Source organism: Thalassospira sp. MCCC 1A01428 (genome assembly GCF_002115825.1).
Classification (GTDB): domain Bacteria; phylum Pseudomonadota; class Alphaproteobacteria; order Rhodospirillales; family Thalassospiraceae; genus Thalassospira.
This window is the reverse complement of the sequence record NZ_JFJZ01000024.1, coordinates 43,971-66,108: the sequence shown is the minus strand read 5'-3', so window position 1 is coordinate 66,108 and position 22,138 is coordinate 43,971. Positions and strand designations below refer to the sequence as shown.

The following is a 22,138-nucleotide window of genomic DNA, read 5'->3' as shown; positions in this document are numbered from 1 at the left end:
AAAGTTATGACGAATTTTTCAGATAAATCGCACAAAAACAAACCTTTATCTGATTACATTACGTCATAACTTTTCATAAAAAATATGAAAAACAGCGTGGCCACGCTTGACTTTCAAGCTATTCCGCCCCTAGTTTACAGTCTGATCAGGGTGATCCGGGTTCGCCCGGATAAAAGGGAATACGGTGCCGTAATTTTGCCCATGCCGTAGCTGCCCCCGCAACTGTAAGCGACCAGAATTTTCAATGGCCACTGGAACATTCCGGAAAGGCGAAAATTGTACGCGCAAGCCAGGAAACCTGCCTTGATCACAAAAGCTGTATCGGGCGGGGTGTACCGGTGGAACGGCGCGATGATAGCGGGCACATAACCCTTGCTGTGTCGGTCCTTTCCACCGTTATGGACCTTTCCCCGATATTTACAACAACGATGAACCAAGCTGGCACCAACCGGAGCCAGCTCAATAAAGGGCGACCAATGCATATTGTGGATGGTGTTTTATCAACCGAGGTCGTAGTTGCCGGTGCAGTCATTGCAGTGGGCGGCATTGCCCTTGGTTTACGACAGGTTTCCATTGAAAATATGCCGCGTATTGCCCTGCTTAGTGCGGTTTTTTTCGTCGCCTCTCTCATTCATGTGCCAATTGGCCCTACCAGCATTCATCTGATCATGAATGGTTTGCTTGGGTTGATACTCGGCTGGGCTGCGGTTCCGGCAGTGTTTATTGCCCTGCTTTTACAGGCTGTCTTTTTCGGGTTCGGTGGCATTACGGTTCTGGGCGTTAATACCGTCAATATGGCGTTGCCCGCCATTGTTGTATGGCTGATCTTTGGCCCAATACTTGCCCGCACCGAAGGACGCACCATGATGATTGCCGCGTTTCTTGCCGGGTCATCTTCCATTATGCTTAGTGCCATCATGGTCGGATTATCACTTGCCCTAAGCGGGCAGGAATTTGTCGCAACCGCCCGACTTGTTTTTGTCACCAACATTCCAATCATGGTTGTTGAAGGTTTCCTGACGGCAGCGGCCTTTGGACTGATTAAAAAGGTTCGCCCCGCTTTGTTGTTATCAGGCCCAAACACCAGCCTGGCGGCCTGACTTATGACATCAGCGTCCGCTATCCATCCAAACTTTTTCCAAACCCGCCTGTCCCAAAACGCCTTTACGGCGCTGGTGCTTGCCGTGCTGACAATTGCCATACTCGCCCTGCCCGTCACTGCCAGGGCACACAGCTTTCATGTATTTGCGCTGGGGGATGGCAACATCATTGAAGGCTACGCCTATTTCGGCGGCGGCGCACGCCCGCAACATGCAAAGCTGTCGGTCGAAAACGGCGCGGGAAAGATCTTACTGCAAGGCGAAACCAACGCGAACGGCGAATTTCGTTTGCAGGTGGACCATCTGGATGACTATGTCATCCGTGCCAATACTGGCGACGGCCACGCGGCATCCTATTTGCTTAAATCATCCGAACTTTCCGACGCCTTGCCAAAGGCGACAAGCAATGCGATCGGAACTGTTGTGGCACTTAACCCGGCTGGCAGTGCATCAGACACCGCAACCTCTTTTTCTGCTGCCTCCGACATGGTCGCATCGACGACGGATGAAAACACGGCCTCGCAGCATGTTTCAATAACGCCGGAACAACTTTCGCAACTGGTCAGTCATGCCGTTGCCAAACAGGTAAATCCGCTACGCGAACAAATTGTGGCTTATGAAAACAAGGTTCGTTTTTCCGATATCATCGGTGGACTTGGTATTATTATTGGTATTTTTGGCATAATTGCGTGGTGGCAGGCACGCCAGAAAATATCGAACACATCGAAATGAGCCGCCATATCGTCCTGTCACCGGCCAGCCGGAATACGACAACCGGGATGATTGGCGTTATCGACCCGCGTTTTCGCATTATTTGCACGATCATCTTCGCTGTTTTTATTGTTTCCATCACAAGCTGGCAAGCTGTGGTGGCCACCATCGTGGCGGCTGCAGTTATGGTGGCACTGTCACTGCCAGAATGGCGTAAAACATTGCGCCGGGTGCTGACGATGGACGGCTTTATTTTTGCCACCCTGCTGTTGCTGCCCTTCACCTATCCCGGCGATACGGTTTTCACCGTATGGGGCCACACGGCATCACAACAAGGAATTTATCAGGCGGTCATGATCGGCCTGAAGGCCAATGCTGTTATTTTCACAGTGATGGCATTTCTGGGATCGTTGGGCAGCACAGATTTGGGGCGTGGCATGATGGGCCTTTATATACCAACCAAACTGACAACATTGCTGATGTTCACCGTGCGCTACATCGATGTGTTACATCACGAATATTTACGTCTGCGCCAGGCAATGCGTGCCCGTGCCTTTCATTTGCGTAGCAACCGGCACAGCTGGAAAATGACAGGGTATCTGGTGGGAATGTTGCTGGTACGCGCGCATGACCGGTCCGAGCGAATTGTATGGGCCATGAAATGCCGTGGCTTTCACGGGCATTTTCATTTCACCCATCTGCCGCGCCCGGCAAAATCCGATTACATGTTTTTATTGGTTATGGCGGTAATTCTGGTGATGCTCATCACGCTGGAGGCTCTATGTCCGCCCCTGATCTGATTGTGCTGCGCGATATCTGTTTTGCATTTTCACCCGCAAAACCGGTTCTAAATCACGCTGATTTTTCTCTGGCTGCCGGTGAAAAAGTTGCCCTGACCGGGCCGAACGGGGCCGGAAAAAGCACACTGCTGCATATTATGATGGGGCTGCAAATTCCAACAACCGGCACCATTACTATCTTGCAAAAAACCTGTAAAACCGAAAAGGATTTCAGCACCATCCGCGGCAAGGTCGGCTTGCTGTTTCAGGATTCCGACGATCAGCTTTTTTGCCCTACCGTGATTGAAGATGTTGCCTTTGGCCCGTTAAATCTGGGCTATAGCGATGCTGATGCCCTTGAAATTTCACATAAAACTTTGACCGACCTTGGCTTGTCCGGTTTTGAGAACCGTATTACTCATCAGTTATCAGGTGGCGAAAAACGGCTGGTCGCCCTGGCAACGGTACTGGCAATGGCACCGGAAATCCTGTTGCTTGATGAACCGACCAACGGTCTTGACCACATTGTTGAAAACCGCCTCACCAGTATTTTGCAAAACTTGCCACAAGCGATGGTGATCATTTCACATAACCAGCCCTTTCTCGATCAGGTTGCCTCCCGCCAGGTAACGTTACACAATGGTGATCTGATTTCCGGACACGAAACAATCAAAAACATCACGGCAGGAACAACATCATGAATCCGGACGAGATTTTAAATTTCTGGTTCAACGAACTGACCACCAAACAATGGTTTGAAAAAGATACCGCGCTTGACCGCCACATCGACGAACGTTTTGCCGATTTTCATGCAGCAGCGCGAATTGGCGAGCTTTATTACTGGCGCGAAACCGCACGAGGACGCCTGGCCGAAATCATCATTCTTGACCAGTTTTCCCGCAATATGTTTCGCGACCGGGCCGAGGCCTTTGCCTGCGACACACTCGCGCTGGTTCTGGCACAGGAAGCTATCTTGCAAAAAGCTGATGCAGCACTGACAACCGCATCAGAAAGGCTGTTTCTATATATGCCTTATATGCATTCGGAATCCGAAGCCATTCATGACATTGCCCTGACGCTGTTTGATCAACCGGGACTGGAAAACAATCTGGATTTTGAAAAACGTCACAAGCAGATTATTGACCGTTTTGGCCGTTATCCACATCGCAATGAAATACTGGGGCGGCCATCCTCGCCGGAAGAAATTCTATTTTTACAACAACCAGGATCATCATTTTAATAAAAAAGCAGGTGCGCGAACAAAATCGCACACCTGCTTTTCTCATTTTACCAGAATATCCAATTACCGCCGACTTAACGCTGACGCTTGATCTTGCGATTTGCCCACCATCCTTCAACCAGGCTTTCCGCTTCGTCAATATAATCCGCCCTGCCCGCCAGATAAGCCGCCATGGCGGCGCTGCCCTTGATCTTGGCAATGGCGTCCGTATCTTCGATCTCGCCGCGCCACACGCCTAAAAAATGCTCCATCTTGGCAGGAGGCGTATCGTCTTCGGGCTTTTCGCTGCGTGCCAATGCCGCAGGCCAGCGTAAATCGCTCAGCGTGCCATTATCAAGCAAGCGTAAATCAACATGTTTGTAAGGGGTGCGCTCCGCCTCGCCGCCGCCGCCCTTGATCACACCAATGCGCGGCAATGCCAGCAATTTTCCGGTTTCACGATGAACATCCAGAAATGCCGGGTGAAACACCCCTAAAAAAGCAGCCTTGGCCTGTAACGGGTTTAACAAGCGCAACAGGGTATTCACCGGGCTGCGAAGCCCCAGCAGCGGGCGCAGACCGATTAATTCCTGTAATTTCGGATGAATATGGCGCAAGGGCAAATAGGCAATCCCCTGCGTTTCAATATCTGATCGCGCTTCTTCGGCGGACATCGCAATGGGCAACTTTAACGCCTTAAACGCCGCTTCGGTGCCAACCCCTTTAACCAGATGCGAATTATAACCATGCATCAGGACCGGCACCTTGTTTTGCGCCAGCAACAATGCGGAGAGCACAAACCACGGCAAGCCCCGTGTACGTCCTGCAGCGTAAGACGGCCAGTCCAGCAATGGATGGCACGCAGCCGGCACATCGCTGTCATCAGGTTCCAGGCGCGCAATCGTGCGCACGGCCTCGATCATGCCGGCCAGTTCTTCCGGGGTTTCACCGCGATAGCGCAGCATCAAAAGATACGCACCCAACTGGATCGGATCCACCTCGTCACGCAACACCATGGAAAAGGCATCGAAGGCCTCGTCCCGTGTCAAACTGCGAGAACGGCCCGGTCCGCGAAAAAACTGCCGCAAATAACCCGAAAACGGGTGGGCTTCCGGCATATGGTTTTCATCGTCGGGCTGCTCTAGATGATCATCGCTCATCTGGTCGCTCACTTCGTTTGTGGATGGGGTGTAAAAAAGGGCACTACCCTATTCGTGGGTACGCGTAAAGACCCAGTCATTTCCCTGCGTCAGATCATCGCGGTAAACATACCCGTCCATATCAAAGGATTTCAGGTCTTCGGGGGCCTCAATACGATTTTTTATCATATAGCGCGACATCATACCACGGGCGCGCTTAGCTGAAAAACCGATAACCTTGGCAGTATTCCCCTTAATTTCCTTAAACACCGGTGTAATCACCGGCCCTTCGATCAGCTTGGTCTTGACGGCCTTAAAATACTCGTTCGAAGCGAGATTGACCAACGTTCTGTCTTTATGCTCACGGGTAATATCATTGATGTGGCGCGCAATTTTATCACCCCAGAATTCATATAGATTCTTGCCACGATTATTTTCAAGCCGGGTTCCCATTTCCAGCCGATAGGCCTGCATCAGGTCGCGTGGTTTCAAGATACCATACAAACCGGAAAGCATCCGAAAATGGTCCCCTGCCCAGTCCAGGTCATCTGATGTCAGGTTATCGGCATCGAGTCCGACATAGGTATCACCGCGAAAGGCATATACCGCCGGCTTGGCGTTATCGCGGGTAAAGGGTGTTGAAAAATGCGCGAAACGCTGCACGTTCAATTCCGCCAGATCTTCACTAATGTGCATTAAATTCATCAAGTCGCGACGTGTTTTTTTTTGCGCAACCTGAACCAGTTCAACGGCATCATCAAGAAACACCGGCTGACTCACGGGCATCTCCGGTGCCGGTGTTTCAAAATCCAGTTTCTTTGCCGGGGAAACAACAGCAAGCATTTGTGAGCCTCTTCTCTTTCATCACAGGTCATTTTGTCGTAACAAGCCACAAGGCTTATGGGAAAGTGTGCTTGATAGCAATTCCCATAATTTCGAAATTTTGCAGATTTCCGGCCATTTGCACCATTATGGCGGCCGGATCGAAAGGAAAAATCATGAGTGAACAAGTTCGCGCTTCGCACATTTTGCTGATGTATGCCGGTTCGGCACGCTCGACCGCATCGCGTAGCAAAGAAGAAGCCCTGACCCAGATTCAGGATTTGAAAACCCAGGTCAATGACGGCGCTGATTTTGCCGACCTCGCCAAAGCAAACTCTGATTGCCCGTCCGGCCAGCAGGGCGGCGACCTTGGCTTTTTTGGCCGTGGCATGATGGTTCCCGAATTTGATCAGGCCGCTTTCAACATGGAAGTTGGTACTGTATCGGACGTTGTTGAAACCGATTTTGGTTATCACATCCTGCAGCGCACTGCCTAATCTGGCACGATCAAAATCAAAGGCCTGCAATGCGTTGCAGGCCTTTTTTTATGCAAAAAATCCACTAAATATCGTGCAAGTTTTGTTGAATTGTTAAAATAAGTCCGCTTATTGGCAGCTTTTATCGTGAAGTCTGGTGCCTTTTTTGTAACATGGGACCTTGCGCACCTGAGGCTACGAAACCGGCATTTGCCAAATTAAGACGGTTTATCGCTGACAACTATTGGCTAAAGCGCACACAAAACGTTAATGCCCTAAAAATCAACAATCGGCGCATCAAGTTCATAAGCCGATTTGTGATCTTCGATTTCCAATACCCAAACATCGCGATCAAATGAAACCTGTTTGCGGCAATATTCATCGCATTGCATTTCTGTTTCGCGCCCACCGTCGCTGCCCCCGATAACTTGCATCCAGCCCTGATCACCATCCATCGTCGTTACGCGGGAATAGATGAAACAGCCCTTGGCGAAACGATTCAGTTTGACCAGAACAGCACCGGCATCCTCGTTTCCCTTGTGAACGACCATCGCTGTAATATTATGAGCCTGACAAATTGCAATTTGTCCCCGTACCCATATTCCCGCCTTCAAGCGTGGTGGCATCATTTCAAATACCATCCCGGCTGGCGGTAACATTTTCCGGCATTTGCAAAATCAGATTGGGGTTGGGACAAATAGCTTCCCACACCTCCCACTGCGATGGCTTGGCCGCCCCAAAATAATCGCCATGTTTACCCAGCAGATCAAAAATAATTTGAAAATGCAGGTGCGGAACCCAGTCACCATTAATCGGGTAATCGCCAAACCGGCACAATTCCTCGCCTTTTGCAAATGCTTTACCTACCGCAAGCCCACTTAAAGAGTCCCGGCTTAAATGGCCATATAACGTCCAGAACGTAATGCCCGGTGTGGGGTTATGCTCCATGATAATGGTCGGGCCATAATCCAGCGGTAAATTATTATCGGCGAAACTGTGAACCACACCATCTAGCGGCATGTAAACCGGCGTGCCGGCTGCCAGAAACAAATCAATACCTAAATGCTGGCTTCGGGCTTCGCCCCCGGTTTTAAACTGTGGCGACTGATAACAAATGCGGTCCTCGCGGTAACGCCCCACACCAACCGGGGCATTGGCAGCCGCCATTTGGGCAAACATCACATCCGTCTGACGGGCCGGGTCACTGGTCCCACCGATAACAACATCGCCATTAGTGCTAAAATCATACACAATTTTTCGGCAGGTTTTCAGATCATGCTGTAAAACGGACGCAAAACCGGCCTGGTTATCATTAATCCAGCGCAGAATAGACGCTGCCTGGGGTATCGGTGCCTCGCCCTTTTCCTGCCGCGCCAAATAGGTTGCCAGGCGGCCTTCTCCCTGGGCCAGGTCGTCGTCACCGGTTGTGCTGAAAATTGAAACACCTTGGCTCACACCGAAACTCCGCAAATAAATCCATAAACAAAAATGGCAGCATGCCAAAACATGCCGCCATTGTGCGTAGCTAATTTATGACTATCGCGCAAGCTGTCAGCGATTATAACGCTTCCCAATTGGCGACTTCATATTCACACGAAACATCGTCATCATCTGTGTCAGTCAGTGCGACCGTCAAACGGCGCATTTGCGGATTAAACCGTTTGATAAAGTTCAGCAACAACAAGGCTTCTTCGCTCAGTTCGCCAGCATCTTCGTCATCGTCATCCAGCTCGCACAGCTCCACCAGTTCCAAAAACAGGGCTGCAAGTGCCCGTTTGACATCTTCGCCCCCCTTAAGACCACCGGTAAGCTCGCCTAAAGGTTTCAAATCGACATCAAGCTGACGCAAGGTCTTGCTCATCTGATCGATTTCATCCTCGCCAAGCACCATTTCGGCGGCGATCATATGCGTGCCGACTTCGTTGATATTCATATACCCAACAAATTCAAACACGTCTTCGGTGCTGCGACCTTCATTAATCAGGGTTTCGGTATGGGCTTCAAACTCGGCCAATTCGAGGTCTTCATCGCCAAAGTCGTTATCAAGGTCGCTCATGGGGCTTTAACTCCGTTAAATTTGCGCCGCTGATACTCTTAATCCGGCCAGAAAACAACCCATCGGCCAATTATTTCACCAAATCTTCGTCGCAAGGATCAAGTCAATAATATAAATGGAATTGCCCATAACCGCGAGAACAAACACATCGGGCAATGTGTCGGGGTAATGCTATAATGCGCCACAAAGATCAGGGGATACAAAATCAATGGCAACGACAACATTGCATGACGTGCTGGCACTGATTTGGGCATTATGCTGGTGGACCGGATATACATTTTATGCCGATAGCAGTTCCCGTCGACGTAAAAGCATTTCGGCCCTGATGGCCCGAAACCGCCATCGCTGGATGGAACAAATGTTGCAGCGAAACCTGCGCATGATTGATACGGCCATTGCCGGAAACCTTATTACGGCAATCAGCTTCTTTTCATCAACGACCATTCTGGTTCTGGTCGGTCTGGGTGCACTTCTGGGTTATAGCAAAGAAGGCATCGAACTGATTTCTGCCCTGCCCTATGCGGCACCATCGTCGGCCATGTTATGGAATTGCAAGGTCGTATTTTTAATGCTGATCTTTATCTATGCGTTCTTTAAATTCACCTGGGCCTTTCGCCTGTCAAATTATTGTTCAATCCTGATTGGCGCGGCACCCGACCCGTCACACGCCAAAGGTGCCCATGTCGCCGCCCAGGCCGCCCGCATGAGCATGATGTCCGCCCACAATTTCAACCGAGGCATCCGATCCTATTTTTTTGCGCTGTCTGCCCTTGCGTGGTTTTACCATCCCGTTGCGTTTATCATTGGCTCTAGCTGGGTGACCATTGTCCTGTATAACCGCGAATTTCGATCACACGCCTTGCAAATTATGATGGGACGTTAACACGCACCAGGCGCCCATGCCCGTTCGTGGCGGCAGGAAAAAGATTTAAATGTGCACAAATACCTTGAACAACTTTTGATCAGTATTTATGTGCCAAAAGTATAATTTCCACTACTTTTGAGCATATCAAAACTGTGGTTCCCAAAAGCTGTTGCAAGTTCAGAAAGTGTGTCGCATGGCGTTTTTTAAACCTTCACCCGAAATAGCCGAAAAAATCGAATGGCTTGAAATTTTGTCGCGTCACTCCGGGGTCGGGTTGTGGGACGCGATCCTTCACAATGGCGATGCCATGCATGCCAAGTCCAAATGGACATGGACACCTGAATTTCGCCGTTTGTGCGGTTTTGACAGCGAAAAAGAATTCCCCAATGTTGTGCAATCCTGGTCGGACCGCCTGCATCCGGAAGATGTTGCCCCAACTTTCGCGGCATTCACCAATGCGCTTGAAACCGGCAAAACATATGATGTTCTGTATCGTCTAAAGGTTAAAAACGGGTCTTATCGCTGGTTCCGGGCAACTGGCGGAACCACCAAAGACGCAAATGGTGTGCCGCGTCGCGCCTGCGGATCACTTGTTGATGTTCATGACAGTAAACGAGCCGAAGCTGAACGTGAGGAAATGCGCCAGAAAATGGCCAACAGTTTCGAGGCATCGGTTGGAAAACTGGTCGAAGCCGTTTCGACATCTGCTGGCACGCTCGACAAAGCCGCGCACTCGCTAACATCTACCGCCACAGAAACCACCAGTCTGTGCGACGTTGTTGCCTCGGCTTCCAGTGAAACCACCCAAAATGTGCAATCTGTAGCTTCGGCTACCGAAGAATTGTCTTCGTCCATTAACGATATCAGCAAACGCGTTAATCAATCATCCCGTATCATCACCACGGCGGTTTCCGAGGCCCAGGAAACCAACAGCAAAATTGAAGGTCTGGCAGTTGCAGCCCAAAAAATTGGCGACGTGGTCAAACTGATCAACGATATCGCCGGCCAAACCAACCTTTTGGCCCTGAACGCCACAATCGAGGCAGCTCGTGCTGGTGACGCAGGCAAAGGATTTGCCGTGGTTGCTTCGGAAGTTAAAACGCTGGCAACACAGACGGCGCGTGCAACGGAAGAAATCGCAAACCAGATTAAAGCAATTCAGGACGAAACCCAAAATTCGGTTCAAGCTATCCAGAATATATCCCGAACTATTAATGAAGTTGACGAAATTTCTGCAGCAATTGCGGAAGCCATTGAACAGCAAGGGGCCGCAACCCGGGAAATTTCAGCCAGCGTCCAACAGGCGGCCCACAGCACAGAGGCCGCACAAGCAAACATTCACGCAGTAACCCAGGCAGCCGACGAAACCGGCCGTGCTGCTGGCCGTGTTCAGGCGGAAACATCTGAACTGGCAAAAAATGGCGACAAATTGCGAGACCAGGTTGCCGAATTCTTGCGATCAATCCGTACCTGAGCCATTTGCGTGAGCAATCCGCAACCACCCCGACAACGGGGTGGTTGCGTTTTCACTGACCTACAGTGCTTTTCTTTTCAGGCTGTGTTTATAGACGCCATATATCGTCACAATTAACATCACCAACCCGACAGGCAATGCCGCCGACATCAACAAAACAGACCAACCTGCCCCGGCATAAATCGATCCGGCGGACAGCGACGCAACCGCGACCGTCCCAAACACTACAAATTCATTGATCGCCTGAATACGAGCCTGTTCGGATGGCCGGTAATTTTCGGTTAAAAGCGATGTTGCCCCGACAAACATAAAATTCCAGCCAATGCCAAGCAAAATCAGTGCGGGCCAGAAATTCGTCAGTAAACCAATCCCGGAAAGCCCGACAAGCAAACAGAGCAGTGTAATAACGGCCCCCACCTGAATAATCGCCAATGTACCAAAACGGCGAATAAGGTTACCCGTCACAAAGCCCGGTGCATACATGCCCACGACATGCCACTGAATAATAAATGCGGCATCCCCAAAGGCATAGTTACAATCAAGAATAGCCAATGGTGTTGCCGTCATCACAAAACTCATAACTGCATAGCCAAGGGCGGCACCAATGATCGCCACGACAACACCGGGTACGCGCAAAATTTCACCAAGGGGACGCGCGGGCTCAGTGTGGATTTTTTTATGGGTTTCGGGCAGACGCAATTGGGCAATTGCCAGCATCAGCAACAATTGCAAACCAAACAGGGCCACAAATGTCCCCATAAAGGGCACTGTATCGATCCAGTTGCGGGCATGACTGGCCAGATTAGGCCCGATAAATGCTGCTAATACTCCACCCAGCATTGTAAGCGAAATGGCGCGAGAGCGAAATTCCGCTGGAGCAGCCTCGGCTGCTGCAAAGCGGTATTGCATGGCAATGGCATTCGCCGATCCAATAAACGCCCCTGCGGCGCACATGAGCCAGAAATTACCCAGATAAACTGCGCCAATGCCACAAAAAGCCCCGCACATGCCGATCATACAGCCAATTGAAAACCCAATCCGGCGGCCATATTTTTTCATCATGAAGGCTGACGGTGCCGTTGTGATCAGCATTGCAATCATGGTGGCAGAAACCGGAAGTGTCGACAGGGATTTGTCAGGCGACAACGAATAACCAATGACTGCTGCAACTGTAAAAAGAAGCGACATTGCACTGGCAGAAAGTGCGACACACAGGCTTAGAACAATTACATTACGTCTGACGTCGGGGCTGGTCATAGTGGCATTTCCCTGATTGGCGTGGTGGCGCCTTGTGATTATTATGCGGCGAATTATTGAAATATTGGCCAGTTCCGGGTTGCCCGCAGGCAATAGCCTGTTATATTTGACCAGCAACAAACGGGAAAGCATCAATGCACGGCAAGGCCGACAAAAAATTGATGACGTCAGAATTGACCGCAGACCACAATGGTGGTGCGGCGTTTTTTGCTGCCCAGAAAGTCGCCTTTTCCGAAGTGCGAACTTGACCCCATCCCAAAATTCGTTTTCTTGTGCAGACTTCCCGTTATAACAACGGGTATAAGGTGTGCGCCTTGATTATTTCGCCCGCATAATAAGCAGAGTTGAGCAGAACATGATTGCCCTTACGCTTCCGGACGGCGCCGTACGTGAATTTGACGGTCCTGTTTCGGGTTTCGATGTTGCAAAAAGCATCAGCAGTTCCCTGGCAAAGAAATCCTTTGCCATTATCGTTAACGGTGAAGTCCGCGATCTTGGCCGCGAGATCGATACTGATGCAACCATCGAGATCGTAACCAAGGGGCATGACGAAGTTTTGCCGCTGATCCGCCATGACTGCGCCCATGTGATGGCCGAAGCCGTGCAGGAACTTTATCCTGACACGCAGGTCACGATCGGCCCATCCATTGAAAACGGCTTTTATTACGACTTTGCCCGCAAAACGCCCTTCACGCCCGACGATCTGGTCAAGATCGAAAAGCGGATGAAGGAAATTGTCGATCGTAACGAAAAGATCGAACGCGAAGTGTGGGATCGTAACGAAGCGATCAAGTTCTTTCTTGATAAGGGCGAAGATTACAAAGCCGAAATCATTCGCGATCTGCCGGAAACGGAAACGATCACCTGCTACCGCCAAGGCAATTTCATTGACCTGTGCCGCGGGCCCCACGCGCCCTCGACCGGCAAAATCGGCAAAGCATTTAAATTGATGAAACTTGCCGGTGCCTATTGGCGCGGTAATTCCGACAATGAGATGCTGCAGCGCATTTACGGCACCTGCTGGGAAACGCAGGAACAGCTTGACGCCTATCTGCACATGCTTGAAGAAGCCGAAAAGCGTGACCATCGCCGCCTTGGCCGCGAAATGGACCTGTTCCATATGCAGGAAGAGGCTCAGGGATCGGTTTTCTGGCACGATAAGGGCTGGAAGCTTTATCGCAAGGTCGAAAACTATATCCGTGGTCGGCTTGACAATGCCGGTTATCAGGAAGTGCGCACGCCGCAGCTGGTAGACCGTGTATTGTGGCAAAAATCCGGTCACTGGGAAAAGTTCCGTGAAAACATGTTCACGACGGCCCCTGATAGTGATGAAAAAGTTCTGGCCCTTAAGCCGATGAACTGTCCCTGCCACGTGCAGATTTTCCGTATGGGCAGCAAATCCTATCGTGACCTGCCGCTGCGTATGGCCGAATTTGGCTGCTGCCATCGTAATGAACCGTCCGGTGGTTTGCATGGCATCATGCGCGTGCGCCAATTCATTCAGGATGACGCGCATATTTTCTGTACCGAAGACCAGATCGTTTCAGAAACCAAGATTTTCTGTGACCTTCTGAAATCGGTTTACAAGGATTTCGGCTTTACCGACATCGTCGTCAAATTCTCGGACCGCCCGGAAGTTCGTGCTGGTTCGGATGAAATTTGGGACAAGGCGGAAAACGCCCTGCGTGAAGCATCCGAAGAAGCAGGCCTGAAACTGGAAATCAATCCTGGTGAAGGGGCATTTTATGGCCCGAAACTGGAATTTGTTCTGCGCGATGCCATTGGCCGTGACTGGCAGTGTGGCACGCTTCAGGCGGACTTTGTTTTGCCCGAACGCCTTGATGCCACCTATATGGGGGAAGATGGCGAAAAATACCGTCCCGTCATGCTTCACCGTGCCATTTTGGGCTCGCTTGAACGCTTTATCGGCATTCTGATCGAAAACTATGCCGGGCGCCTGCCCCTGTGGCTTTCGCCGGTTCATGCCGTGATCTGCACCATCACCAACGAGGCGGATGATTACGCCCGTGAAGTGAAAGAAGCATTGGTTGCCAAAGGCTTGAATGTTGAACTTGATCTGCGCAATGAAAAGATCAGTTACAAGGTTCGTGAACACAGCCACGCGAAAATCCCGCTGATTTTGGCACTTGGTAAACGCGAAGCCGAAGAAAAAACCGCATCCGTGCGCCGTCTTGGTTTCAAACACCAAAAAACGGTCGCAATTAATGAACTGGCTGAAAACATGGTCCGTGAAATTCAGGATCGGGTTATCGAAGCTGATTTTTAAGGCAATTGCCTGATCAGCAGGAAATTGAAGAAAGGCTCGCCATCCACCGGCGAGCCTTTCTTTTATCCTGTCTTCACTGTACTCTCACATATACGTTATGTTTAGTGTACGAGCTGTGACACCCCGATTGCAGGACAACGGCTATATTGGACGCGAAAGTTGCCTATCGCCCCCCTTAAAGCCATCCCCCTCTTTTAAAACGAGCTCCCGATGAACAGTCAGTCATTCGTCAAATTCGCAAAAATAACGACCATCGCAGGTGCGATCTGTCTTTACAGTTCAGCCGGTTTTGCCGCGGGCTTTTTTAGCAGTTCAAGCGACGACACACCGACCGATTTACCAGCTGTCGTTAAACTTATCGATGCCGGAAAATATTCCGACGCCATCGACAGCCTGGAAAAAATGAATGAATCTGACCCTGATAACGCTGACGTTCTAAATTACCTGGCCTACAGCCAGCGCAAATCAGGGGACCTCAAGTCGGCCGAAGCAAATTATGACAAAGCCTTGAAAATTAACCCGGATCATCCCGGGGCACTGGAATATCAGGGCGAGCTTTACATTCAAACCGGGCGCATCGATATGGCAAAAGACAATCTGGCCCGCCTGAAAGATGTCTGTGGTACTGACTGTGAACAATATGAAGACCTTAACGAAGCACTTGCCGGAAAATAAGCCCGTTTCGGGCCTGTTTTTCGATTAAACGTGTTGTGCTGAAAAACCTTTCCCGGCGGTTCGCCCGGAAAGGTTTTTCATTTCCGAGAGGATATCATCAGAGCGTTCAGGCATCTCAAAGCCATTAAACTTTCATTTTCTGTTTGATCTATCTTGTTTAAGCAACAACCCGAACAATATAAAATTAGACTTGAATCAAATTAAGCAAGGGAACGGTTCGTGTGGCCGGGCAATCGCACATTATTTATCCTTTCCTCCTGTATCCAGGCTGGAAAAACAACATATCGCACCGCAACAAGATATCCCTTTGTATAGATATACATTCCCGTAAGATCAGGGCATTTTATCGATTGAACCGTTTTAATTTGTGAGTACCTAATGGCTGGCAACCTGCTTCGCAAAACCTATACTGTTATGGTTACCCGCACCACCGGGGCTCAAATGGAGCTGGAAACTGCGACAGAATACGCCGCGGCCATGACATCGGCCAAAAATGCGTTGAACAACACCAATAATGTTGAAGCCCGCGTGGTTGAAAACAAATATGACGATGCAACGCGCCGCGAAAAGAAACAGGTTGTCAAAATTTTGAACCGGGAAAACCTGGCAGCTTCACAAAACGGAACCACCTCTTCCGGGTCGGGGCAAATGGTTCTTCCACCCGAAATTGTTTCGCGCGCAACCAAGTCTGTCATCAATATTGCATTAGCTGTTACTGTTTTGATTTTATTGGGTGGTATCGTTTTCCAGCTGTTGAACCGATAACACATTTTATATCCCGGATCGTATAACTGCGCCTTGACACTTCCCCACTCTACGACATGATAAGCGACAGAAAACGCTTTAAACAAACAATCGGGAAATGTGGGGAACAATGGCGAAATCCAGCTTTTCATTCGGGAACGGCACTTTTCGCCCGGCACTGCGCCTGTTATTAGCAACACTGCCTGCTGCGGCTGTCTTAACAGGGTGCGCGACAGGCAAAACAGGATCGGAACCGGAACGGCCAAATGTGATGGCCAATATTTCCGAACAACCGACGCCCCTTGCCGATTTTAGTATCGCCCAGCAAATGGCCGCCTGTTCCCTGTTTATCGATGCTGAACCTGCGCGGGGGATCTATCTGTCTTCCAGTCAGAAAAAAAACCTGCCGGCAGGCACAGGACGTATAACAATCAGCAACAGCCCGGAAAATGACCTGCGTAAAGCAATCGAACTGGAACTGGCCGGTTATCATACCGAAGCACGGCAATTGTATCTGTGGTTGACCGCAGCCAACCCGAACAGCGAATTTACCATGCCATGTGGCAATGGCGTTAACCTGTCGAGCAAGATTTCCCGGCTGGCACAACAGCGCCTGGCCGCAATGGACAAACAGAACCCGGACCTGGCCAAATCAGACGAGATCGATGAAAAGGTCGAACTGGCAAAAGTTGCGCCAGGCCCGACACTGCCGTCTCCCCCCAAAGTGAAACGCAACACCGATTTTTATCTTACCGCTGGCCCGGTTGATACCATGCCGGAAGATGACCGCCCCCCGGCGCCGCCTTTTGCCATCGAAGTTAGCCCCAATACCGAGGCATTGGCACGCGTAACGCCGCCCAGCGAACCGGTCAGCCTGACCAGCGAGAAAGCCGTAAGCATTAACAATGTAACAACCCGGCACCCCGATGACATGCCTGATGATTCTGACATTCTTGAGCTGACAGGCGGTGTTGGCGCAGCCAGTGTGCGTAGTGCGGGCCTGCAGCCTAATAGCAACCCGACCGAAGAAGGTAATCTGCAATCAATGCCTGCGGCACCAAAGGTTGCCGACTCCCCGCTCCCGCCCGTCGCAGACGACATGGTACCCGGAGCAGATGAACCCGCACCGGCAACAGCAACGTCTTTGCCACAAAACACGGAAGTGGCGCAGGATAAAACCACAACCACCCCGGCACCCAAAACAGAACCGGCGCAAGAACCTGCATCCATGATGCAAAGACCGGAGCGACAGGGACCACCAATGCCAATGCCGGAAACCAGTACCGCACCGGCACAGGTAACCGGCGGGCGTCCCTATTACGCCCTGCAACTTGCTGCCTATCGCAGCAGGGAAATGGCCGAAAGCAGTTGGCTGCGCATTCAGAAAAAATCACATGGCCTGCTAGATGGTGTTGACCACGAAATTAGGACCCTCGCAATCAAGGATAAAGGCCTTTATTTTAGATTGCTGACCGGCCATTTCGAGGAAAAATCGATCGCGGTCAAAGTTTGTGACGGTTTTAAAGCCGAAAAACTCGATTGCATTGTTCGCCATATCGAACCCTGACAATCCTCACCAATCACATCCAAAACACTTTCAAAACGCGCCAACACAGTTATCGTTTGGCGCGTTTTGTTGTTTGGCGTAAATCCTCTTTTGCTCGAACCCTGCCAGTCTCTGATGGTCAGAAATGATTAACCAACGTAAATCAGCGAACAAAATCAAATTGATATGGGGTTAACCACATTACATGCCATGCTGTGCCGTCTCCCCAGCCTGTTTTCCTGGCGTTACTATTGGCAAATAACGGTGACTAATCATCGCCCCGCACGTTAGTTACCCCCTGCCCCTATCATGTCGAAACGACAAACACCGGATTATAGATAATTGGTACAGGTCATAAATACCTGGGAGCAGGTCTTTTGTGCATAATAGCCACAGACGTATTTTGCGGCCTGTTTGCACGTTTTGCCATCAACCCTGTGTAGATGTTTTTTGGCGCAAACGGCGTTGAATGGGCCCGGGATCTGTTTTGCGCAAATGCACCACAATCCAGCCCGGCGCCTGATAAAGCGCTTTTTCCAGCACGTGATTGCGTTGTGCCAGTTTCCATCGGCATCTCTGGATCAACCTGCGCGCCCGTTTGGAACCACTACCCAGCATCGGTATCGCAATGGCAATAAGGACCATTCCAAAAAACGGCGGCGGTAATGGTATAAATGCCAGCCCCGTTACCAACAGCAATGTCCCACCACCAACCAGCCAGAATGACCGCAAGAACCGCATGATAACAACTTTCAGAATTGCCAAGAACGCACGGCCTGTCCTTGCTGGCATCGCAGCACAAACAGATAGTTGTGGCATTATGTATTTTCCCGCCAGGCGATTAAAACGAAACTATCAAGACAATTTGATGGATCGGTGATTGCACCAATTCAAAACCCCGCTACATTGCGGGTAACTTCTTTCCCTATTCAGACAGGTTGACCATGTTTAATTCTGTTCCGCCCGAAAAATCACGTCTCCCAAACAAGGCCGATGCCCTTCCCGGCCGTGACGAAGCCATTACGGTACCAGACGCCCACGTTGTAAATGGCAACCCGTTACAGCCTCCTTTTCCGGCTCATCTCCAAACTGCCATTTTCGGCATGGGATGCTTTTGGGGGGCAGAACGGCTTTTCTGGCAACGCGATGGTGTATACAGCACTGCTGCCGGTTATGCTGGCGGCTATACAAAAAACCCGACATATCGCGAAGTTTGCTCGGGCTTAACAGGTCATGCGGAAGTTGTTCTGGTCGTGTATGATCCGGCAATTGTAACCTATAATGACCTGTTGAAACTGTTCTGGGAAAATCATAACCCCACCCAGGGAATGCGCCAGGGCAATGATATCGGCACGCAATATCGGTCTGTCATTTATCCCGTGACCGACGAGCAAAAGACTATCGCCCTGCAATCACGCAATGATTATCTGGCTGCGTTGAACGGGGCCGGTATAGGCGACATCACCACCGAAATTGAACCCGCGCCAACCTTCTATTACGCGGAAGATTTTCATCAACAGTATTTATACAAAAACCCCGACGGATATTGCGGGCTTGCAGGCACCGGTGTTACCTGCCCCGGAAGCTAGGTTTTTCGTATATGTGACACGGCAGTTTTAAGTATTCTGGTTTACCCAAACAACAAACGGCCCGCCTTGCATTGGCGGGCCGTTTCGTTTGCTGCGGGCAACCCCAATTGTCATTTACTCGCCAGGGTACACGTTGCTCATCGTCACTCCGTGCGCAACAAGTGAAATTAGTCGCCCCCCAAGACCCGTCGCCAAATATTATAAACACAGCCAAATATGGTGGCCTAAACCGGCTTCCCACCATATTCCCGGCTTAGATCGGCGCAAACCCGGCGGATCAAACTGCCAAACACCGAAATGCGATCCTGGGGAATGCGAGCCGCCGGGCCAGACAACGACAGGGCAGCAATAGGAACCCCGGTTTCATCGCGCACGACACCAGCCACACAGCGCAAGCCGACAGCATGTTCTTCATCATCCAGAACCCAGCCCTGTCGCCTGGCTATTTCCAAATCCGCTTTCAGGCTTTGCGATGTTGTCCTGGTGCGTTCTGTCATTTGAGGCAAACCATGTTGCTCTATCACCATATCGACATCCTTGGCCGGCAAAAAAGCCAGCAGCGCCTTGCCCACCCCCGAACAATGCATTAAGGCCCGCCGCCCTGGTGTAACAAGGGCGCGCATCATTTTGCGGCATTCCACCTGTGACAGAAAAATAACTTCGCCGCCATCTGCAACGGCAAGATTAACCGTCTCACCACTTTCTTCCATCAATGCCCGCATATAAGGACGCGCGATCAGGTTCAAATTACGGTTTTTGGTAAAGGCATTGCCAACGCTGAATGCCTGCACGCCAACAGACCATAATGTTCGTTCGCCATCAAAGGTGACGTAACGTTCATGCTGCATTGTGGTTAGCAAACGGTGCACTGTTGACGGCGGTAATGTAACCCGTTGCGAAATCTCGGTCAGGGTCATTCCGTCGTCACTCTCGGCAAGAGTGTTTAAAATACCAAGGGCGCGCATCAGCGATTGAACCTGCTGCATGTATGATGTTCCTCCCGAACCGATTTGCGTTTTTCAATCCGGCAACTTCAGACAGGCAGCACGGCCCAAAAGCTATTGCCCGGCCTGCGCAGTTTCCCTGCTGCGCCACCAAACGACGCTGGAATAGCAAACAAGATAGATTGTCGCGGCCCCAAAAGCGAGAAGCGTTCCCTCGCCAATTCCAAAACGCGGATAGGTAAAGCTGACCGATACAATATAAATCAGCAATGCCCCCATTCCGCGAGGAAAATTACGAATAACGGTGTGCACCGGTGCGACACCATAGGACCAATGTAAAATCAGCATCATCGGATAAAGTGTTACCGGGAAACCGGAAAACAAACCGGACCAGCGCGGCCCGATAATGGCGGCAGCACCACTTATCGCAACGACAATCATCGCTGCCGTTGCCGCCCGCATGGCAACAATCTTATGTGTAATTTTAACGCGTTGCGAAATGCTGACATTTTCAATGGCACGAAACAGCACGATCGCCACAATCATGGCAGCGACCAGCGACAAGCTGGCACTAAGCAGCGTAAACCGGACCATCTGCCCAAGCCATGAAACAAAAACAAAGGTCGCAAATGCCCCCAGCGATGCCCCGGCAACCTGCACCAAAACCGCATGACGCAGCAACCACTTCGATATCAGATAATAAGCGTATAAAAATGCCAGCGTGGCAATCAGCCCGGGCAAGGCATAAACCGCACTTTCACCGGCAAAATGCACACCCTGTTCAATCGCGATGAAAAACAGCAAAATTGCCGTTCCCAGAGGATAGCCTGACAGGACACCGGCCACACGCGGCCCTGCCCGTTCAGCCAACATCGACAATCCCAGAACAACAAGGATCGAAACGGCAAGTTTGGCAAAAAACAGCGACATGACCATCCATCCGGTAAAAGAACAACGAAGACAAAACGTTATCGAATTGTTGCAATTTTACCTATATTGCGCCAGATTTTTTTCACCTGCATACTCATACAATGCAAAATGACCTTATTTCCTGCCGATATCAAACTGTCACGTTCGGGCACTTTGCCAACGCAGGTTATACGCCCGGTCACACAAAAGGCACACCAGGTGTTCGCGATTCCAGCATTCGCAGAAATACATGGCAAAGACAGGTAGCTATCGAAACTTACAGTCACGACAACTGATATGGCACACAATACTACCGTTCACTTTAGGAAACTGCAGGGCCATGCGTCCCCGGCCCGGTCCCGACTATGCCTGTGTCATGTCTTGAATTTGCAAGTCGAATTCTCCCTGCGCAACAACATGTCCATTCACCATAATTTCAATGCGCTGCATACCTGCATAGTATTTTCGCGTTGTAATAGCCCGGACCGGATGCCGACGGCTTAATGCAACTTGCTCGTCTTTTTTCAAGCGCAGCTTTTTCCACTTAAAAACTTTCGCCGTCTGGCTACCGTTGGCCTTACGGTGGTGAATTGCATAATCAATCATCAGATCGCGGGAGATATTTTCGCAATTTTTGATTTGCAGCGAAAATTCCACCGAGCCCCCCAATTGCACCACCGAATTTTTCATTACCAGGTCTGATGCAGTGACATTGACTGGTCCAAAGCCCAATGCTGCCAGCGTTGGCCCATGCCCTTGTTTGAGCAGACTGCGACACGCGTGCCGAATAATACGCTGGCGCGTTTCAGGTGCATCCTGAAGCCATTCTTTTGCAATAGACGCGACCCGATCAGGATGATCTTTCGAAATATCGTTCAGGCTATTGGCCACGGATCTGCGCACATATTCTGCGCGATCATCACGCAAGGTTGTTAAAAAACCAACGATCGGCGACGGATCCTGAACAAATGCGGGCAGTCTTATCCCCCAGGGTAAGCGCGGCCGTGTCCCCTCTGAAATCAATCGTCGTACATGCACATTAGGGTCATTAATCCAGCCTGCCAAAATTGCCAGCGTTTGTTCCGTATGGTTCATCAGAAACGGGCGAATGGCAAACTCTGCGGTAAAGCGCTGGGTTAAATGATAAAGACTATCCATTGATAATTCGACATTATTCTGACCATGCCTGGCAATATAATCGGCCATTGGCATAATCCCCCATCCTCGAATGCCCGGGCCTGCAGGGTGCTGTTGCGGATCAGTAATGTCGTTTATATTGCCGTCCGGCGCCGGGGCCAGGCTATTGACAATAATAGTTGCGGCGTCGCTAAATTCACGTGGCAAATGGGCCGACAACGCATCAAGAACCTGATTGCTACGCTGTTTAAGTTCGAGCTTATCCATGTCATGGCAAGCAACATGAACAAAACGATCCCGGTCAAATCGCTCGTAATGCAACGCAATATTGTCTGCCATTGCCGCGACAAGTTCAGGTGAAAACAAATCTTTTAGCAACGTCCCCATGCAGGCTCCTTGTCGGTATATC

At 50.5% G+C, this 22,138-nt stretch carries 23 protein-coding genes and 1 riboswitch; of the genes, 13 read left to right on the top strand and 10 right to left on the bottom strand.

Annotated elements, in window-relative coordinates; all coding sequences use genetic code 11:
• Positions 1–131: 131 nt before the first annotated feature.
• Positions 132–321, top strand: a riboswitch (cobalamin riboswitch).
• Positions 322–338: 17 nt separating this feature from the next.
• Genes cbiM through THS27_RS17020 form a run of 5 tightly spaced genes read left to right on the top strand, consistent with a single transcriptional unit; the run spans position 339 to position 3,830 of the window.
• Entirely contained in the window at positions 339–1,100 is a 762-nt protein-coding gene (cbiM, locus tag THS27_RS17040; protein ID WP_246833001.1) for a cobalt transporter CbiM, read from the top strand.
• Positions 1,101–1,103: 3 nt separating this feature from the next.
• Complete coding sequence (locus THS27_RS17035; RefSeq protein WP_085593011.1) at positions 1,104–1,832, top strand: hypothetical protein; 729 nt, start codon at positions 1,104–1,106, stop codon at positions 1,830–1,832.
• Positions 1,829–2,611 carry a cobalt ECF transporter T component CbiQ gene (cbiQ, locus tag THS27_RS17030; protein ID WP_085593009.1) on the top strand — a complete coding sequence of 261 codons (783 nt, stop codon included), beginning with the start codon at positions 1,829–1,831 and terminating at the stop codon, positions 2,609–2,611. The genes THS27_RS17035 and cbiQ overlap by 4 nt, the downstream gene beginning before the upstream one ends.
• Positions 2,593–3,291, top strand: coding sequence for an energy-coupling factor ABC transporter ATP-binding protein (locus tag THS27_RS17025; protein ID WP_085593007.1), 699 nt, complete (start codon positions 2,593–2,595; stop codon positions 3,289–3,291). The genes cbiQ and THS27_RS17025 overlap by 19 nt, the downstream gene beginning before the upstream one ends.
• The gene (locus THS27_RS17020; protein ID WP_085593006.1) at positions 3,288–3,830 is read left to right on the top strand and encodes a DUF924 family protein; all 543 of its coding nucleotides are present in this window, start codon (positions 3,288–3,290) and stop codon (positions 3,828–3,830) included. Before THS27_RS17025 ends, THS27_RS17020 begins: the two co-directional genes overlap by 4 nt.
• A gap of 74 nt (positions 3,831–3,904) precedes the next feature.
• Here the strand turns inward: THS27_RS17020 and THS27_RS17015 are convergent, their stop codons facing one another.
• Together THS27_RS17015 and yaaA are read right to left on the bottom strand one after the other, a co-directional pair.
• A complete protein-coding gene (locus THS27_RS17015; RefSeq protein WP_085593004.1) occupies positions 3,905–4,969 on the bottom strand; it encodes a glycosyl transferase family protein in 1,065 nt (354 codons plus the stop codon).
• 48 nt (positions 4,970–5,017) lie between these two features.
• The gene (gene yaaA, locus THS27_RS17010) at positions 5,018–5,791 is read right to left on the bottom strand and encodes a peroxide stress protein YaaA (protein WP_085593002.1); all 774 of its coding nucleotides are present in this window, start codon (positions 5,789–5,791) and stop codon (positions 5,018–5,020) included.
• A 155-nt stretch (positions 5,792–5,946) separates the two neighbouring features.
• Between yaaA and THS27_RS17005 the strand changes: the two genes are divergently transcribed.
• Positions 5,947–6,267 carry a peptidylprolyl isomerase gene (locus tag THS27_RS17005; protein ID WP_085593000.1) on the top strand — a complete coding sequence of 107 codons (321 nt, stop codon included), beginning with the start codon at positions 5,947–5,949 and terminating at the stop codon, positions 6,265–6,267.
• Positions 6,268–6,521: 254 nt separating this feature from the next.
• On the opposite strand, the gene THS27_RS17000 is transcribed toward THS27_RS17005, so the two are convergent.
• From THS27_RS17000 to THS27_RS16990, 3 genes are all read right to left on the bottom strand, one after another.
• Positions 6,522–6,875, bottom strand: coding sequence for a DUF1491 family protein (locus tag THS27_RS17000; protein ID WP_246833000.1), 354 nt, complete (start codon positions 6,873–6,875; stop codon positions 6,522–6,524).
• A gap of 1 nt (position 6,876) precedes the next feature.
• Positions 6,877–7,701 carry a peptidoglycan DD-metalloendopeptidase family protein gene (locus THS27_RS16995; protein ID WP_246832999.1) on the bottom strand — a complete coding sequence of 275 codons (825 nt, stop codon included), beginning with the start codon at positions 7,699–7,701 and terminating at the stop codon, positions 6,877–6,879.
• 103 nt (positions 7,702–7,804) lie between these two features.
• Positions 7,805–8,302: a hypothetical protein gene (locus THS27_RS16990; RefSeq protein ID WP_085592998.1), complete on the bottom strand. Its 498-nt coding sequence runs from the start codon at positions 8,300–8,302 to the stop codon at positions 7,805–7,807.
• A gap of 208 nt (positions 8,303–8,510) precedes the next feature.
• Here THS27_RS16990 and THS27_RS16985 point away from each other — a divergent pair, with 208 nt between their 5' ends.
• Both THS27_RS16985 and THS27_RS16980 read left to right on the top strand, forming a co-directional pair.
• A complete protein-coding gene (locus THS27_RS16985) occupies positions 8,511–9,185 on the top strand; it encodes a DUF599 domain-containing protein (protein ID WP_085592996.1) in 675 nt (224 codons plus the stop codon).
• A gap of 175 nt (positions 9,186–9,360) precedes the next feature.
• Entirely contained in the window at positions 9,361–10,641 is a 1,281-nt protein-coding gene (locus THS27_RS16980) for a PAS domain-containing methyl-accepting chemotaxis protein (protein WP_085592994.1), read from the top strand.
• A 60-nt stretch (positions 10,642–10,701) separates the two neighbouring features.
• Here the strand turns inward: THS27_RS16980 and THS27_RS16975 are convergent, their stop codons facing one another.
• Positions 10,702–11,898, bottom strand: a complete 1,197-nt coding sequence (locus THS27_RS16975; protein ID WP_085592992.1) for an MFS transporter — start codon at positions 11,896–11,898, stop codon at positions 10,702–10,704.
• 355 nt (positions 11,899–12,253) lie between these two features.
• Here THS27_RS16975 and thrS point away from each other — a divergent pair, with 355 nt between their 5' ends.
• From thrS to THS27_RS16955, 4 genes are all read left to right on the top strand, one after another.
• Entirely contained in the window at positions 12,254–14,185 is a 1,932-nt protein-coding gene (gene thrS / locus THS27_RS16970; RefSeq protein ID WP_085592990.1) for a threonine--tRNA ligase, read from the top strand.
• Positions 14,186–14,395: 210 nt separating this feature from the next.
• Positions 14,396–14,860 carry a tetratricopeptide repeat protein gene (locus THS27_RS16965; protein WP_085592988.1) on the top strand — a complete coding sequence of 155 codons (465 nt, stop codon included), beginning with the start codon at positions 14,396–14,398 and terminating at the stop codon, positions 14,858–14,860.
• Between the two features lie 378 nt (positions 14,861–15,238).
• Positions 15,239–15,625: a hypothetical protein gene (locus tag THS27_RS16960; RefSeq protein WP_085592986.1), complete on the top strand. Its 387-nt coding sequence runs from the start codon at positions 15,239–15,241 to the stop codon at positions 15,623–15,625.
• Between the two features lie 109 nt (positions 15,626–15,734).
• Positions 15,735–17,171, top strand: coding sequence for an SPOR domain-containing protein (locus THS27_RS16955; protein WP_168184924.1), 1,437 nt, complete (start codon positions 15,735–15,737; stop codon positions 17,169–17,171).
• A gap of 408 nt (positions 17,172–17,579) precedes the next feature.
• On the opposite strand, the gene THS27_RS16950 is transcribed toward THS27_RS16955, so the two are convergent.
• Complete coding sequence (locus THS27_RS16950; protein ID WP_085592982.1) at positions 17,580–17,915, bottom strand: PGPGW domain-containing protein; 336 nt, start codon at positions 17,913–17,915, stop codon at positions 17,580–17,582.
• Between the two features lie 179 nt (positions 17,916–18,094).
• On the opposite strand from THS27_RS16950, the gene msrA reads away from it, so the two are divergent.
• Positions 18,095–18,739 (top strand): peptide-methionine (S)-S-oxide reductase MsrA, encoded by a 645-nt coding sequence (gene msrA, locus THS27_RS16945; RefSeq protein WP_085592980.1) that lies wholly within the window; start codon positions 18,095–18,097, stop codon positions 18,737–18,739.
• A 224-nt stretch (positions 18,740–18,963) separates the two neighbouring features.
• On the opposite strand, the gene THS27_RS16940 is transcribed toward msrA, so the two are convergent.
• The 3 genes from THS27_RS16940 to THS27_RS16930 all read right to left on the bottom strand — a co-directional run bounded on the left by THS27_RS16940 (position 18,964) and on the right by THS27_RS16930 (position 21,948).
• Entirely contained in the window at positions 18,964–19,725 is a 762-nt protein-coding gene (locus tag THS27_RS16940; RefSeq protein ID WP_085592978.1) for an IclR family transcriptional regulator, read from the bottom strand.
• Positions 19,726–19,797: 72 nt separating this feature from the next.
• The gene (locus THS27_RS16935; RefSeq protein ID WP_085592976.1) at positions 19,798–20,613 is read right to left on the bottom strand and encodes a hypothetical protein; all 816 of its coding nucleotides are present in this window, start codon (positions 20,611–20,613) and stop codon (positions 19,798–19,800) included.
• 342 nt (positions 20,614–20,955) lie between these two features.
• Positions 20,956–21,948, bottom strand: coding sequence for a DNA alkylation repair protein (locus tag THS27_RS16930; RefSeq protein ID WP_139835620.1), 993 nt, complete (start codon positions 21,946–21,948; stop codon positions 20,956–20,958).
• Positions 21,949–22,138 lie beyond the last annotated feature (190 nt).

Excerpts from the sequence above, each read along its gene's own strand:
- THS27_RS17015 (WP_085593004.1), bottom strand. The coding sequence starts at position 4,969 with ATGAGCGATGATCATCTAGAGCAGCCCGACGATGAAAACCATATGCCG.
- THS27_RS16975 (WP_085592992.1), bottom strand. The coding sequence starts at position 11,898 with ATGACCAGCCCCGACGTCAGACGTAATGTAATTGTTCTAAGCCTGTGT.
- THS27_RS16935 (WP_085592976.1), bottom strand. The coding sequence starts at position 20,613 with ATGTCGCTGTTTTTTGCCAAACTTGCCGTTTCGATCCTTGTTGTTCTG.
- THS27_RS16980 (WP_085592994.1), top strand. The coding sequence starts at position 9,361 with ATGGCGTTTTTTAAACCTTCACCCGAAATAGCCGAAAAAATCGAATGG.
- THS27_RS16990 (WP_085592998.1), bottom strand. The coding sequence starts at position 8,302 with ATGAGCGACCTTGATAACGACTTTGGCGATGAAGACCTCGAATTGGCC.
- msrA (WP_085592980.1), top strand. The coding sequence starts at position 18,095 with ATGTTTAATTCTGTTCCGCCCGAAAAATCACGTCTCCCAAACAAGGCC.
- cbiQ (WP_085593009.1), top strand. The coding sequence starts at position 1,829 with ATGAGCCGCCATATCGTCCTGTCACCGGCCAGCCGGAATACGACAACC.
- THS27_RS16940 (WP_085592978.1), bottom strand. The coding sequence starts at position 19,725 with ATGCAGCAGGTTCAATCGCTGATGCGCGCCCTTGGTATTTTAAACACT.
- THS27_RS17000 (WP_246833000.1), bottom strand. The coding sequence starts at position 6,875 with ATGATGCCACCACGCTTGAAGGCGGGAATATGGGTACGGGGACAAATT.
- yaaA (WP_085593002.1), bottom strand. The coding sequence starts at position 5,791 with ATGCTTGCTGTTGTTTCCCCGGCAAAGAAACTGGATTTTGAAACACCG.
- thrS (WP_085592990.1), top strand. The coding sequence starts at position 12,254 with ATGATTGCCCTTACGCTTCCGGACGGCGCCGTACGTGAATTTGACGGT.
- THS27_RS17020 (WP_085593006.1), top strand. The coding sequence starts at position 3,288 with ATGAATCCGGACGAGATTTTAAATTTCTGGTTCAACGAACTGACCACC.
- THS27_RS17025 (WP_085593007.1), top strand. The coding sequence starts at position 2,593 with ATGTCCGCCCCTGATCTGATTGTGCTGCGCGATATCTGTTTTGCATTT.
- THS27_RS17005 (WP_085593000.1), top strand. The coding sequence starts at position 5,947 with ATGAGTGAACAAGTTCGCGCTTCGCACATTTTGCTGATGTATGCCGGT.
- THS27_RS16960 (WP_085592986.1), top strand. The coding sequence starts at position 15,239 with ATGGCTGGCAACCTGCTTCGCAAAACCTATACTGTTATGGTTACCCGC.
- THS27_RS16955 (WP_168184924.1), top strand. The coding sequence starts at position 15,735 with ATGGCGAAATCCAGCTTTTCATTCGGGAACGGCACTTTTCGCCCGGCA.
- THS27_RS16985 (WP_085592996.1), top strand. The coding sequence starts at position 8,511 with ATGGCAACGACAACATTGCATGACGTGCTGGCACTGATTTGGGCATTA.
- THS27_RS17035 (WP_085593011.1), top strand. The coding sequence starts at position 1,104 with ATGACATCAGCGTCCGCTATCCATCCAAACTTTTTCCAAACCCGCCTG.
- THS27_RS16965 (WP_085592988.1), top strand. The coding sequence starts at position 14,396 with ATGAACAGTCAGTCATTCGTCAAATTCGCAAAAATAACGACCATCGCA.